This window comes from Haloferax marisrubri (genome assembly GCF_001469875.2).
GTDB lineage: Archaea > Halobacteriota > Halobacteria > Halobacteriales > Haloferacaceae > Haloferax > Haloferax marisrubri.
Genome location: NZ_LOPW02000016.1, coordinates 109,376 through 123,235 on the forward strand (window position 1 = coordinate 109,376; position 13,860 = coordinate 123,235).

General features: G+C 56.6%; 12 protein-coding genes. 2 read left to right on the forward strand and 10 right to left on the reverse strand.

Annotated elements, in window-relative coordinates; genetic code table 11:
- The 3 genes from AUR65_RS11825 to AUR65_RS11840 all read right to left on the reverse strand — a co-directional run.
- Window positions 1-661, reverse strand: a 661-nt coding sequence (locus AUR65_RS11825; RefSeq protein WP_058567099.1) for a hypothetical protein, incomplete at its 3' end; no start/stop codon positions are given.
- 1,113 nt (window positions 662-1,774) lie between these two features.
- Window positions 1,775-3,013 (reverse strand): orc1/cdc6 family replication initiation protein, encoded by a 1,239-nt coding sequence (locus tag AUR65_RS11835; RefSeq protein WP_058567067.1) that lies wholly within the window; start codon window positions 3,011-3,013, stop codon window positions 1,775-1,777.
- Window positions 3,014-3,909: 896 nt separating this feature from the next.
- Window positions 3,910-4,233 carry a hypothetical protein gene (locus AUR65_RS11840; protein ID WP_058567068.1) on the reverse strand — a complete coding sequence of 108 codons (324 nt, stop codon included), beginning with the start codon at window positions 4,231-4,233 and terminating at the stop codon, window positions 3,910-3,912.
- Window positions 4,234-4,382: 149 nt separating this feature from the next.
- Between AUR65_RS11840 and AUR65_RS11845 the strand changes: the two genes are divergently transcribed.
- Window positions 4,383-5,309 carry a MarR family transcriptional regulator gene (locus tag AUR65_RS11845; protein ID WP_058567069.1) on the forward strand — a complete coding sequence of 309 codons (927 nt, stop codon included), beginning with the start codon at window positions 4,383-4,385 and terminating at the stop codon, window positions 5,307-5,309.
- A 103-nt stretch (window positions 5,310-5,412) separates the two neighbouring features.
- Entirely contained in the window at window positions 5,413-5,622 is a 210-nt protein-coding gene (locus AUR65_RS19555) for a hypothetical protein (protein ID WP_146047421.1), read from the forward strand.
- Between the two features lie 250 nt (window positions 5,623-5,872).
- On the opposite strand, the gene AUR65_RS11850 is transcribed toward AUR65_RS19555, so the two are convergent.
- The 7 genes from AUR65_RS11850 to AUR65_RS11880 form a co-directional block, all read right to left on the reverse strand.
- Window positions 5,873-6,700: a hypothetical protein gene (locus AUR65_RS11850; RefSeq protein ID WP_058567100.1), complete on the reverse strand. Its 828-nt coding sequence runs from the start codon at window positions 6,698-6,700 to the stop codon at window positions 5,873-5,875.
- Window positions 6,701-6,790: 90 nt separating this feature from the next.
- On the reverse strand, window positions 6,791-7,738 hold the full coding sequence (locus tag AUR65_RS11855) for an ArdC-like ssDNA-binding domain-containing protein (protein WP_058567101.1): 948 nt from the start codon (window positions 7,736-7,738) through the stop codon (window positions 6,791-6,793).
- An 86-nt stretch (window positions 7,739-7,824) separates the two neighbouring features.
- Complete coding sequence (locus tag AUR65_RS11860; protein ID WP_058567070.1) at window positions 7,825-8,163, reverse strand: hypothetical protein; 339 nt, start codon at window positions 8,161-8,163, stop codon at window positions 7,825-7,827.
- A gap of 243 nt (window positions 8,164-8,406) precedes the next feature.
- Complete coding sequence (locus AUR65_RS19560) at window positions 8,407-9,639, reverse strand: hypothetical protein (protein WP_146047422.1); 1,233 nt, start codon at window positions 9,637-9,639, stop codon at window positions 8,407-8,409.
- Window positions 9,640-9,842: 203 nt separating this feature from the next.
- A complete protein-coding gene (locus AUR65_RS19565) occupies window positions 9,843-11,060 on the reverse strand; it encodes a homing endonuclease associated repeat-containing protein (RefSeq protein ID WP_146047423.1) in 1,218 nt (405 codons plus the stop codon).
- Window positions 11,061-11,251: 191 nt separating this feature from the next.
- Entirely contained in the window at window positions 11,252-11,473 is a 222-nt protein-coding gene (locus AUR65_RS11875; RefSeq protein WP_058567073.1) for a hypothetical protein, read from the reverse strand.
- Between the two features lie 291 nt (window positions 11,474-11,764).
- Window positions 11,765-13,810: a restriction endonuclease gene (locus AUR65_RS11880; protein ID WP_084816446.1), complete on the reverse strand. Its 2,046-nt coding sequence runs from the start codon at window positions 13,808-13,810 to the stop codon at window positions 11,765-11,767.
- Between the last annotated feature and the right edge of the window lie 50 nt (window positions 13,811-13,860).

The window sequence follows — 13,860 nt, forward strand, 5'->3', positions numbered from 1 at the left end:
ACGTCCCTTCAATGCACACTTCACGTCGCGACACACCCTCCAGTTTCCCGATCGGTACCATCGTCCCCGGTGCGCCCTCGAGTTCCTCAAACACGCTCACCGCTGCCGACAGCATGTCTTTCCCGCTCAACACCGCCTCGCTCAGCCGCCGACTGATCGCCGCTCGCGACCACCCATCCAGCTTCTCTGCCAACCGTTTTGCCTGAGAGTTCACTGCGCCCAACTGTGCTTGGGTCAGCTCCGTCCGGGGATCTGCCCGGTCAGGGTCTGCCATCGGGTTCACACTTGCCGCGCGCTTCTGGAACTGCCGCCGTCGCTCAGCACTCCGTTCAGCCGCAATCACCCGCGACCGAGCCTCACGACCCTCTTGCGAGCCCAGTTCCGCACGGGCACTAATCCGTTCGAGTTCAGCTTCCCGCGCTCGAATGCGCTCTTCTTGGGCCAACGTCACGCCGTCGATCCGCTCGTCGCTCGTGTCTGCGATCCCATCTGGGTGGTTCGCATCCACCTTTGCTTGGATTTCCTGTTGCACCGTCGCCTGAAACTGCGGCGTCTCGTCGACAACCTCGAAGCCGTCTTCGTCGACTGTCGTCTCATCCGCGTGTTCGAACGCCTGTTCAGCCACCGAAACTACCTTGCGATTGGAATTGTTACTAGACATCGTTGTTCCTGAAGGCGCTAACGCGCCGACGCCCGCGACCTCACTCGCGGGATTCTCACGAACCAACCTACTCGAGCCACGGCCCCGACGTCGACCGATGACGCCGTCACCGAGGTGCCCGCGCCGCGCCTTCACGCCGGACCCTGTCCGGCGCGGCGCGGCACCGACGGCACCCCAACAAACGAGTGCGGGGGGTGAACCTCGAGGTGAGCGCGCGGTCACCGCCATATACCCAGCCGGTCACCGCGGGTCGGCGCCGCGCCGACGCCCGTCCGTCGGCAGACGCAACGGAAGCGGCCGCGGCGCCGAGACGGCACGGCCGGGGGGTATACGGTGGTGAACGGCGTCGCATACGGCCACAGCGAGGCCGCAGAGAGCGAGGACCCGCCGGAACAGCACCGCGCCCGGACCCGCACGAGCCTGTCCCGTCCGTCGCAGACGCAACGGAAACGCCTCGTGCGGCAGCCCGGTGCGGGCTGGACGCCCGCGGACCCACAGCTCGTCGCGGCCGAGTTTGAGCGCATGCCCGGCAGGCCGCACAGCCAGCCCTGAGTGAGCCCCGGACCGTGGCATACTGGGGGTGAGCACGGCGAGCCCCCAATAGCCACCGCAGCCCGGGCGAACGAGGGGTGAGGGCAATCGCCCGAACGGCGAGCAGCCCGCCCGGACCGCGCAAGCGGCCACGTCTGAGCCAGCCGTTGCGGTGGCGCGACCGCATCGAGGGAGCGCCGACCCAACGGCTGGTGAAGATGCAGCCAGCCCGGTCTCGGTCACGGCCCGGTCGCGGGCCGAGCGCTCGCAGGCCCGCCCTCGGGGCTGACCGGTATCGGGTGGCTGCACCCGGCCCGACCCGGCCCCGCGACCGTGCCCCGTCCGTCGCAGACGCAACGGCAGCGCGAAACGCCCGGGCCCGGCAGGAACGGACTGCCCGCCGGAGTGCGCACAACCCGAGCAGTCGCCCCCCCAAACGTACCGATAATCCTCACCACTCAAACACGTGCAGACGACTGATTTGATTCTCCTAGCCGGTCGTCAAGAACGTCGGAAACGTGGGGTCCCTCTGTGAACCATTTCGAGAACAGCGGTAACTGAGGAGAGAACCCAATTTCGAATTCAGATTGTCCGAAACTCCTCACCGGAGTCGGGAAGATACTCGAGAATACTTCGGTGGGCACCGAAGTCGCTGATAATCGTCTGTAGCGCGTCGACGACGGTCGCGATATCGCGGTTGAGCTCATGCTCACGATACGTACCCCCGTCCTGACCACGGTGTTCCATCTGCGAGAGCGTGAGATTGAGAATCTCGAAGTCGGACAGGAAGCTACGCATCCTGCGAGCCGTACGTGGGTCTCGACCCTGGAACTCACAGAGCTCTTTGTAACGCTGGTAGACGACCCGGGACCGCGCCGGCGTAGACTCCTCGGCAGCGAGCGTGGTCAGCGCGTAGAGTGTGAGTTGCTCGTGTTCGGTGAGGTCGCGCATGATGTCCATGCTCTGCTGTGCCTCGAGTTTGTCCTGGGCGCGTTCAACGTGGTCGGTCGTAACTGAATCCGCGTTCTCGGTGCGTGCAAGATCACCCGCCTTCCGAAGAAGGGTTATCGCTCGTCGGGCGTCACCACCATCCTGGCGACCGAGGGCTGCACACAGCGGAATCACGCCCTCTTCGAGAGCGCTCTGGTGGAACGCGATGTCTGCCCGCTGTTCGAGGACTTTCTGGAGCTCTTCCGTACCGTACGGGGGGAACGAAATCTCGGTTTCACATAGCGACGACTGCACCTTCGCATCGAGCTGCTCTCGGAACGTCGAGTCGTTACTGATCCCGATGAGGCCCAGCTGAATGTTGTCGATGTACCCGTTGTTGTCGGCACGGGTAATCTGGTAGAGGAACGTGTCGTCCGTGATGTGGTCGATCTCGTCGAGAACGATGATCACGGTTCCCGAGAGCTTGTTGAGTTCATCCCAGAGAAGTCGATAGACCTTGGATTGGGGATGGCCGGTTTCGGCGATGTGGTGCTCAGGTTCTCGGAGATTGTTCACCAGACTAATCGCCGCCTGGTAGCTCGTGCTGAGGCCGTCGCAGTTGAGAGAGATGACAGAGAGGTCGACGTCGAAATGCTCCGCCGAATCCAAGAGCTCGTTCAGGAGGAAGTTCGTTACAGCGGTCTTGCCGACGCCAGTCTTGCCGTAGATGAAGATGTTGTCGGGGTACTCACCGTTGATGATCGGCTGCAGGGCCGCTTCGTACTCCTCGATCTCGTTGTCCCGCCCGACGATGTCGTCTGGAACGTACTCGACTTTGAGTGTATTCCGCCGTTTGTACAGCGTATCGTCCGGCTGAAATCGGGGAGTCATATTGTCCTCGACTGATTCAGGCTAGAATCATAACTGTTCCGACCACCGTTTCTGCTATTTCCAGTATAACCGCCATGGGGCGTGAGTTCCACTATTCGATATCGACTCCGTCGTTTCCAGTCAATTGGAAGAATGTCGTGTTGACTGTCACGAGGAGAGAACACAGAAGACCCGACTCTCGATGAACAACCCACCCCACTATTTCCAGTAAACACAGCAGATCGCGGATGGCCGACCCACCCCGTCGTTTCCAGTAATTCGCGGTAACTCCAGGTAGCGAGTCACGAGTAAGACAGACCACAGGGTTCCAGTATTTCCAGTAAACGTTTCTTTATATACTCGATAGACTCTACTGTTTCCAGTATACTCGGTCAGAACACGAACCGATAGACTGCGGAGGGTAACAGCTGACGAGAATGACGGATCACCCCCTCCCCACTATTTCCAGTAAAGCACCACGAAAGAGAGCCACCTAGTGAGAAGCAACTCTAAATTAGAGAAAAGTTTGTATTAATAGCGTTTGAGCTAGTCCGTAGGAGAGCTAGAGGGCGGTTGCTGTTGCGGTTTACTCTAGTGAAAGAAAGCAACTCGAGAGTCCGGGAGACCTTCGTCACTAGCTTTACTGGAAATAGTGGGGGGGGGAGAGTGGGTGACTAGAGCCGCTAGCTCTCATCGTGTAAGTGTATTAGTGGAAATGGTGGGGTCTGACACTCGTCAGACATTCTGGATAGGTTAACCAACGTGGAGGGGAAGGCTGTTCACTCGTTGGTTAATGGCCAATCGTGAGTAGCACCAACGCCCACTCGTGTTCGACGAACTGATGAGACGAGACTGCCAGTCACCACACCACTATTTCCAGTAAAACACCGTCTCTCCGTCTCACCGACAAACGAGGACTAGTTATCCGAATCGACCGGCCCTTTGTACTTAGAAAGCACCCTATCGCCTTCTCTCCATTGCCAGTAGTAGTACCGATTGTCGTTGATCTCTTTCACCGTGATCGTTGCCTTCGAGGGGACGTCGTCCGGAAGGTCCTCTGGCCGCTCCTCGACCTGGTTGTTCTCTTCGTTTTCTGCTAGTCGTGCCTCTCGCTCTTGGTATTCCGCGAGCTCTTCGGCGTATCTTGCAATGTGTCGAAGGAGTTCGGGTGAGTAGTCGCCGAGGGTGTCGACGACGTCGGTGGGAAGTTCCTGTGGGGGTATCGGTGGCTCGTAGGACATGATAGCCCAACTCGTGTTAACCAACAATGAACGTCAATAGCATAGTTTTGTTGGTTAAGACTGTGTCAGACTGCAAACTGTCAACTACATTCCCTGATGTAACATTACTCGAAACCCATTTATAAATAAACTTCGTATTATGTTACAACGTGCTCCGTCGCATCGAACTTGAGGTTCTCGCCACCGTCGAACGCGGGGACACCAATTCCGAACTCGCCATGAAGCTTGACCATAGCGAGAGCTATCTCTCTCGTGCCGTCCAAGACCTCGTCGAGAAAGGGCTCGTCTACACAGAACGCGACGGTCGCCGGAAACGAGTCGTCCCTTCGGACGCTCGGGCGGTCGAACTCTACCAGGACTTGGTCCGACAACACTCGCACATCGACTTCCCCGAGTTGCTGACGGGCAAAGCTCTTGAGGTTCTCTATTATCTTGACCAACCACGATCTGTTACCGACATCTCCGAACGGAGTAACAACTACCGTAACACCGTCAACCGGATTCTCAAACGATTGCGAGACCATGGTCTCGTCGGTACCGATGATGGCCGTTACTTCTTCACTGGCGACTTCGACCGACTACACGAGTTTGCCTGTGAACTCGTGCATCACTTCCATCGGCAGCGTCTCGAATCGGTTGTTCCGGACGGGACGATTCTCTGGGAGGACTACGACGAATTTCTCGCGAAAACGGAGACAGAGATCGATGCTGAGCACTTCCACGAAACCGGACTGGCGCGATTCGCTGCGTTCGAGCTCCAGTTCCTGTTAACTCGCCACCGTTACTATCGCTACTCCGCAGGACTCGATGGGGTGTCGCCGGGAAAACTCTGTTGTCACACACTGTTGATCGACGACGGCCCTCGATATCGGTCGTACTGTCTCCTCCTGCTCAGCCATGTCGACGTCGTCGAGGCGGACCTCCGAGAGCAGGCGGCGAAGTATGGCCTCGAAGACGAAATCGACGCCTTGCTCCGCTACCTCGAGAGCCACGGCGAGGTCGACGACGACCGGCTCCCGGAGTGGGAAGAGTTCCAGGAGCTGGCGGCTGACTACGAGGTGCCACTACCACAATGAGACTGCCATAGACAGATATAGCGCCTGTCTCAAAACGGTACTTCGGGTCAATTTCGCCAAAGCGTCACGCACACCTAAGTGTGAGAAAGTCAGACCAAGGGGTATGGTATTTGCGAGTGCACTCAACGAGAACCTGTACGACTTATGGATGTGTCGTGAATGCGGTACTGTCCGTGCCCTCGGAATCTCGGAAAAGAACGCTGATGCTCCAGTTCGCCAGCAGAAACTCGAGGATCACGGGTTAGAATGCCTCGCATGTGGGAACAAAGGGATGGAAAAAATAGTCCCTGAGGAAGACGTCCCGGACTGGTAAGACGGAAGTGCGGAATTAGTTGTCGCCAATATCGGTACAACACTCCAGACCCATCTCTTCCACGCAGGACCGTCTGCTCCGCTTCCGCTAGTGAGGTTCCCTGGCTCGAAGTCGAAATTGCGACTAGTGAGGATACCGTACTGACTCAGATTGTAGACATCGGCCTAGGGTTTCCTGATATTGAACAGCCCGTTTGCTGTAGCGTGATTGAACCTTCTCGTATAGGGCAACGACCTGGGTTGTGGTTGATCTACTGAAACGTGAACTCATCAGGAAGCCGACCATCTGGGCGGGGAACACGTCCTCGTTTGATTTCGTGGTCGACGCGCCGGAGATACTTGCAGCCGCCTTCGGGTGAGCGCTGCTGCCAGTCGGGACAGGTACACGATTCGTCGATGACGTCGACTTCGTACCGGTTCCCGGACGCAGACTGTACCTCGTAGCGGCCACCCTTCGAGAGGAGTGAGACGTCCATCGCTTCGGCGACGGCACGCTTCGTGCGGGGCTCAAGATCGTCCTCCGACTGTGCGTTCTCGTCGACGACCAGTCGGTCGCGAACGTCGCCCGTTCGGCCACCGTCGGGAGCGACGGCTTCCGCAGGCCCCCTGAGCCGCTCGTGGAGCACTTCCTCCACCGGATGGCCTTCCGGCCACAGGTAGTGGACCTCGCGGCGCTCGCGATGGTCGTAGGAGCCGCACGCCGCTGCGCTCCCGGTCCAGACGCGCCAGCCCCCGAGTGCGGCCATCACGTCGACGATGTCACGGGGAACTGTCTGGTGGTCGTCCGGGAAGAACACCCGGAAGCGGGTACACGCCTCCTGCGGCGGGACGGTCTCCCACCAGTCTTCGCTGGAGCTCCAGCTGTCGTACATCGCCTCGTCGCTCCCGTAGCCGACGGTCGCGCCGTTGATCGGCGGCCAGTCTGCTGGGAGGTGGTCCGCCTCGCCTTCAAGCACCCGAAGAACGGCGTATCGGAGGTACTCGTGGGCTTGGTTGTCTGTCGTTCGGGCGACCTGATCGTGCTGCTCGGCGACGTGCTCGGCTTCCTCGAGGACCGTCGTGAGATAGGGTTCAGTCATCATTCGACGGAGGTCAGAACGCGCCTCCGCCCCTCGGCGGGCGCTGAAAAACTTAACCAACAGAACGGAAGGGATCCATCACTCTGTTGGTTAATTATGTTGGGGCGAGGATTCGCCTTCGAGCATGTCGATGAGCTCTTCTGCTGTGGAACTAATCCGTCCGAGCCGCTCGCGAACGACCTCGGGATCGTCCGACTCCCACGCAGCGAGGTAGAACGCCGACCCACTAGTGTCGAGCCCGCAGTACCGCCCAACGACGTACGCGACGGCTTCGGCCTCGGCTTCGCGTTTTGCCCGCTCGGTGTCGTCGTCGACGTCGAAGTGGAGCAGAGCGTGGGCGTACTCGTGAATCAGCGTCCGCGCGAGGTCGGCCTCGTTCTCACGATCACGCACCTCGACGAGCGGCTGGACGTCGACGAGGCTCAGCTGCTCGCAGATGCCCTTCGCCTCGCCGTGGGTCCACTCCTCGGCTGGAACGATCCGCACCGTCACGCCGAGGTCGTCAGCGGCGGCAGTCAACTGCTCGACGAGGTCGCCGGCGTCCCCGGTTGCTTCTGTGTCCAGGTCGGGAAGCGGCTCGCCCTCGGTCTGGGAGATGTCGAACACCGGCGCGGGCTTGAACCCGACCAGCCCCTCGGACCACTCCTCGGGCGGCGTCTCATCGTAGTCACAGTCGCTGTCCTCGTGGTAGCTCGGCGAATTCTCGCACTCCGGGCACTGCTTGGTGATGATCGGCGCCCAGATCCAGATGGCCGACTCACCCTCCTTGACGTGACGGTCGAACTCCTCCTGCCACGTCCGGTAGCCCGCCACCCGGCTCGCCTCGGGACACTGCCGCTTGATGAGGAGCGTGTTCCGGTAGGAGTAGTCGTGGAAACGACTCTGGACGTCCAGCCACTCTTGGAACTCTTCGCTGGCCTGCGCGTCGTCGACGCCGGCGACGAGGTCGTCGATCCACTGTTCGATGGTACTGTTCATCTCGTCTGATCGCGTGTCGGTCTGGTCGAAGGAGACCGACGAGTCTCTGGTCGTAGACATCGTGTTCACCGAATCGAGTTCACGGCGACAGCGTCTGTTCAGACCGCGCCGCACCCCTCAGGGGCGTTCAAAAACCGCTCTGTCGGTCAGCGGAGCTCGTGGCGTTCGTTCGCAAAGCCAACCGAGACGAGGTACTCGAGGAACTCGTCGAACCGCTCGACGTCACTGGGCGTGTCGGTCGCAAGATGACGCGCCCACTCGATGGCCCACTGGAAGGCGGGATCCGTGCCGCCCTTGCCGTGAATGTACCACCACCGGGCCGCTTTCAGCACGACGAGCGGATTCGTCGGCGGCTGCTCGCCGGCGAGCCCACGGGTGATAGATTCGATTTCGTCGGCGGGATCGACCTCCGCTGATTGCGTGTTGTCGATATCGACCGGAATCTCGTCGATCGAGACGTTGTCAGGACGCTGTTGTTGACTCACTGGAAGTCACCTCTGAGAGCTTTCGAAGGAGCCCTCGCCCTCTCTGGGGGCACGAAAAACAGGTCGCGAAGTCACGCCGGCGGGAGGTAGACGCTCTGTTCGCCGGCCACAAATTCTGAGCGTATCATAGTGACATTTTCAAGCGATTAGAGCGATAGGGATAATTCCCCGCAAATTGCAGTATGCTGGATTAGTCGAACAGTTCGTTTGGAGACTCTCTCATCGCTATCAAGGCGTTTCGTTTCAACCCATCCAGAACAGTTCAGCCGCTGCAATCGCGACGGTGACGGCTGTCAACAGTAATATTACGATGGTCAAGTAGTTGGTCGCTCGCTGCTGGCGGAGAGTAGCGGTCGTAGCGCGGACATTAATTTTGTCTTGGATGTAGTTCGACACCTCATCTAACTTGGAACCGATTCGATCGAGATCAGACGTTATTTGCTCTGTCTGTGTCGCCAATTGTTGGTCGTAGATATCCAAGAGTGAGTGTACAGGAGATCCTTCTGTGATTTCATTGACTTTCACTGGCTCGAGTTGTTGCCTGCGAGAACGTCTGAGAGGGGGTCTTGACTTCAGATCCGCAATTTCGTCTACGGTTTTGGTATAGCGGTTGGTCCAAGTCTCTCGAATGTCATCTAATTCGTTCTCGATTTCCAATACCGCTTGAAACTGACCCGTCTCACCTGAACCATTTCGCATGAGCCGCTCAATGCCGTGTGTCTCTTGATCCAACTCAGCGAGGAGGCTTACTCGGTGGTTGAACCATAGATATGCTCGAAGATATTCGTGAAGTGGTCTGAGTCGACGAAGCCATATTGGCTCGAAATCTGCCTCAGACTCCGGTGGGGAAGTCAAATTGAAAACAGTCAGTTTACCCCAAGGAAATGCCGTGCCTTGGGGTGCGATTAGGTCCTCTCCGTTGAGTAGCGACTGTTGGTGATCTACTCCGTAGTGAATCTTACTCAGTTCTTCCCTATTTTCCTCGAGAAATTGGGCTAACAACTCGTCTGACACGTCTCCACTATTACCGAATACTTGCTGTGCTTCTGGCGGCTCAACGTAGAATTGGACGGGTTGCCGATTGAAATCGGACGGTGCAACTGTGGGAATTTTTTCAGCTACTCCACTGAGCTGCTCAGCGAGATCGTCGATGACATATTGGGTTCTGTTCGCCTCCTCTTCTTCGATCTCTTTGACTTGCTCTTCGCTCAACTCGGCGACTGTTACAGCCTCGATAAGATGTCGAGTCTCGAAGCTGACGAATGTCTTTACTGAGTCGAATACACCAAGCGAATCATCAGTGAGTTGTAGGTCTCCTTCGAATCGGTAACGTTCCCATTGCTGACCGCCTAGAACCTGTTCACCAAATTGGTCCCCCTCATTATTGTACAGTCTTTGGAGGCTGCTCAGGAGTAAATCGCTCTCTGACTCGTGGCAAAGGTCATAACGAATCAAAGCAGCAGTATCAATCTCCATTTGTCACCGGTTTTTATTTACTACTCACCTAAAGACTGTTCAACCTGAAGGATTCGCAGAACGTGAATTAGTTCTACAATTTTTCGCATCTGCATACAGTTTCATCACTATTCAATGCTGAACACACACATGTATTCAGTAGCTGACTTCTGTCAGTCCCTAATGAGATTGTGAGGTACTGACCGGGATCTGTATTCGTCAGATCACTCAACTACTGGCTGGACTGGCATCCGCTCTATGCGCCGATGACACGGAATACAGAGAGTCAGCAGGTTACTCGGGACATCTGCATCGTCGACAGACCGATCTGAATCGTTGTAGAACCGCCGTCGTGGAATCCGGTGATGTACCGGGAGATCACGTCCGAATTCCTCGCGGTGAGCTTCGCGGCCCATACCGCAGCGCAGGCAGGACTCGTTGTCACGGGTGATGATCTCCTCACGGATCTGTGGCCAGTTCGAGCCAAACGGAACTGTCTCGGTATCTGACTGACGATAGTTTTCTAGATAGTCCGAGTCGGCCGCTTGAAGGGCCGTTCGCCACGTTCCGAATTCACGCTGATACGGTTTGATGGTGAACTTTCCGTGTTCGTTCATTTCCGTCGTTGTCGGTGGGTGGCCCAGCTCATTCGCAACAGCCCGCAGTTCGGCTAACAACTCCTTCCGTGGGATTCGCCACCGCTCATTCGGCTCGAAGCCGGCAGCTCGGAGAGCTTCATTCCACGACCCGAATCGCTCCTGATAGACTGCTGCACTCCATTTCCCTTGGTTCCGCATCTCGTCTTTCCGAGGGACATGGTCTAACTCTTCGGCGAGACTGTTGAGTTCGGATATCAGATCCTCCTCGCTCACATCCCATACGGAGTGGACTTCCAACCCCGCCTGCCGAAGAGCACGATTCCAGGTTCCAAACGCTCGCTTGTACGAATTCGAGGTGTAGGGGCCACTCCGGTCCATCTCCTCTGTTGTGGGCGGTCGACCCAGTTTCTCAGCGAACCCCTGTAAGGCAGTAATGAGTGTCTCTTCGGAGAGGTTCATTTCGACGTTCGGCTCAAAACCGGCCGCCCGTAGTGCTGAATTCCACCCTCCAAATCGCTTGCAATATGTCTTTACCGAATACTCTCCATGAGTACCGTATTCGCGCTCTGACGGAGTTCCCCCTACGATGTCGGCAACTGATTTGAGATCAGTAAGAAGGTCCTCTTCAGGCGTCACTGGTCGTCCATTTGGATCGTTCGTTCCGGTTTGAAGTCCGGCAGCCTCGAGTGCGCTATTCCACGACCCGAACCGATTTCCGTACGTCTTCGAAGCATGAGGTCCTGAATCGTCCATCTCACTCTGCGACGGGGGCCGACCGAGTTTCTCAGCGAACTTCTGGAGCCGATTGAGGAGTTCACCGTCTGAGTACAGCTTCTTGCTCATGATTCCTGAGTAGTTGAGTCACTCAGTTTGGTCCCGGTTCAGTATTTGAACGTCCGTTCTGAGGTCTGCGATGCGTCATCCTATCGATGCTGGCTGCCCCGCACCCATTCAGGGGCCCGAAAAATCGAGGGACAGGGAGATTAACCAACATTAGGGAAATTCACGCGGAACCTGTTGGTTAAGAATGGGGCTTACTCTTCGTTCTCACGCAGCTCTTCAGCCTTCCACTTGAGCCGGCGCAGAATCTGCGTTCGGTTCTGGTGGGTGTTCTCGTAGGCGACACACTCCTGAAGAGTCTCCATATCGGGAATCGTCACGATACCGGCCTCGACCAGTCGGTAATTCGATGCTTCGAGACGCATTTCGGGTGGGAATTCGTCGTCACTCTCGTCGCTGATCGTGGATTGTTCCATCTCTGTAGCCCTCCACCCGTCGAGGGCGAGAAAGACAGAACAGATGACTACGTCGCCGACGCGGCGTCAAGCCATCGCGTCTGGGAACCGATTTCGGAGTGTACCCTCTCGCTCTTCGACCCGCTCGACTTTCTCCCGCAGCTCGTCGCTGACACGCTCAATGCTTGCCAGCGCTCGCTCGCCGCCTAGCGAACCTTGTGAATCGTCGTCGCTGTCAGCTTCCAGCTGTTACTATAGTATCTGGGACAATAGGCTCGATCAGATACTCTCCTCTTCCCAAAAAGAGAGAAATTACGTCGGATTTGGAATTTGACTCTCTGAGAGTTTTTGTATTACATCACGTCCGGACAGTAGCTGTACCTCTACACCCTCTGTTTCCATAGCAGCTCGCCTCGCGTCCTGCGTAAATCCAGACGATGTTGCGACAACACAGACATCTGCGCCCTCTTGTACTGTCGAGCCGATTGCGTTTCGGACTTCTGGACCAGACACGTTGCCAGCTCCATTAGGATCGTAGCGTTTGGCCTGAATAGCGATTGTTCGCTGGCCCTTACGTGCAATAGCGTCAATTCCCCGATCTCCCGATTGCTGTGTAACTTGGACGTCGTATCCTTTCTTTTGATAGAGCTGCCCCAGAACCTCTTCAAACTGCGTTGGCGTTAACGAAAGCAGATCCGATGGCTGCCACGTCGAATCAAGTTGAGCCATTACTTCATCTCTGATAGATTTGATGTGAGTGTAGTCGTCAGTAGCGCGGGCTTGGTCGAGACGATTCTGCACCTCAGTCGGATCGATAGAACTGTGCGTCAGGTCAGTAGTTGTGAACGTCTCTGCTAATTCCTGCTCGGCGACCCACGCTTCGGCCTTCACCATCGCCTTCTCGATGCCATCTATATCTGCTTCCTGAACCGCATTACGGGCATTCTCGATAGTTGTCGCCTGGGCTTGGCCAGCTGATAAGGGATGAGACGACCCACTGTTGCTTCGAAGTGGTTCGGTCTGGGCTGCGAAATCTTCAACCGCCTTTGCTTGCTCGCAGAATTGATTGAGAGTTCCTACAGTCAAGATGGTATCAAGACGTTCCCAGATCGCTGTTGGCTCAACCACTTGGCTATCGACACGAACAGCCAGCTTACTTTTCCCCGAATCTGGCGGATTACTACTGGGCTGACTCCATCGTTCGACGGTGGTTCGTGCTTCCTCGAATCGATTAATCTCTGTAGCAGCCTGTTCAAGCTGGTCGTCTTTCGAGGATGGGAAGTTAGCAAGGGGTTTGTCAAGCAGCTTGGCTCCATCATAGCTTTGGCCACGAATTCTAACATCAAAGCCACTGTCAATCCCCGTAAGCACGTCATTTAGATCGTTTGCGGTTGCGGTATCGTTGTCAGTCCACGTCTGAGCTGCGAGTGATTGAACCTCTGTTCTTGTAACCGGTAACTCCCCAAAGGATAATCTCGAGAGCGTTTGGTTCAATACCGCGAACTGTTCAAGCCGTTGGCTCCAATCCTGGAGATTCTCACGTTGGGCTGTTTGAATAGACTGTACAACTGGTGATTCTCCCTCGGCTGAAGCATCTATGTCGAACTCGTTGTCGAGCGTCTGTGCTCTTGAACAGAGATCTTGGCGCCATTGTCGATCAGCGTAGCTTTTCACCGGTTCAGCGAGACGATTACGAACCGGCTGGCTGAACGTCGGTAGTGTTGTACCTAAGAGAACTATTGCGGCGAACAATCCCCATACCCGTGGGCGTTCCCAGAATGGTCGATAGACGGTGTAGGTCCGAAGTGTTTCAAAACGAGTGGTTCCGGCATTTGACGCCGCGTAATAGTATAACGTCGCCTCCGTAGGTCCAATCCCGTTCGGTGCGATTGACGCTGGCAAGTCCAGAACTCGTTCGAACGTCGCATATTCTCCTTGGTCGTATGTGGAACTGTTCGCAAAGAGGACTGTCCCCTCTCTAGCCGCCCGTTCGGGCCGCCAAGATGTAGGTGCGGCGACAATGGCGACCTCAAGTGGCGCCCTTGGTGGGCTCTCTGTGTTGGCATATGGATTCCCCCAACCGGTCTGCATCCGTATCCGGACGCTTCCGTTTGTGGCAATGCCAGTTGTTGGAGTCGTGATTTGGATATCGAAAGCGCCGTACTCCGTTTCACCACCTGTAGTCGTATACTCTAGCGGCACTGTCGTTGAACGCGTTACAGGATCGACTTGGTCGAACGCTCCTGTGACAGGAACTGAATAGACAAGTAGACATACTCCAAGAATGACGAGGATGGCCCGTGTCGCTTTGAAAGGAAAATCGGGTAGGTATTCGGAACGGTCCGTGGGGATCTCCATATTAGATTGCTATTTGATTACCAGAACAGTCTGGTAATTCTGACGGTTAC

Excerpts from the sequence above, each read along its gene's own strand:
- AUR65_RS19565 (WP_146047423.1), bottom strand. The coding sequence starts at position 11,060 with ATGAGCAAGAAGCTGTACTCAGACGGTGAACTCCTCAATCGGCTCCAG.
- AUR65_RS11850 (WP_058567100.1), bottom strand. The coding sequence starts at position 6,700 with ATGACTGAACCCTATCTCACGACGGTCCTCGAGGAAGCCGAGCACGTC.
- AUR65_RS11840 (WP_058567068.1), bottom strand. The coding sequence starts at position 4,233 with ATGTCCTACGAGCCACCGATACCCCCACAGGAACTTCCCACCGACGTC.
- AUR65_RS11835 (WP_058567067.1), bottom strand. The coding sequence starts at position 3,013 with ATGACTCCCCGATTTCAGCCGGACGATACGCTGTACAAACGGCGGAAT.
- AUR65_RS19555 (WP_146047421.1), top strand. The coding sequence starts at position 5,413 with ATGGTATTTGCGAGTGCACTCAACGAGAACCTGTACGACTTATGGATG.
- AUR65_RS19560 (WP_146047422.1), bottom strand. The coding sequence starts at position 9,639 with ATGGAGATTGATACTGCTGCTTTGATTCGTTATGACCTTTGCCACGAG.
- AUR65_RS11880 (WP_084816446.1), bottom strand. The coding sequence starts at position 13,810 with ATGGAGATCCCCACGGACCGTTCCGAATACCTACCCGATTTTCCTTTC.
- AUR65_RS11875 (WP_058567073.1), bottom strand. The coding sequence starts at position 11,473 with ATGGAACAATCCACGATCAGCGACGAGAGTGACGACGAATTCCCACCC.
- AUR65_RS11855 (WP_058567101.1), bottom strand. The coding sequence starts at position 7,738 with ATGTCTACGACCAGAGACTCGTCGGTCTCCTTCGACCAGACCGACACG.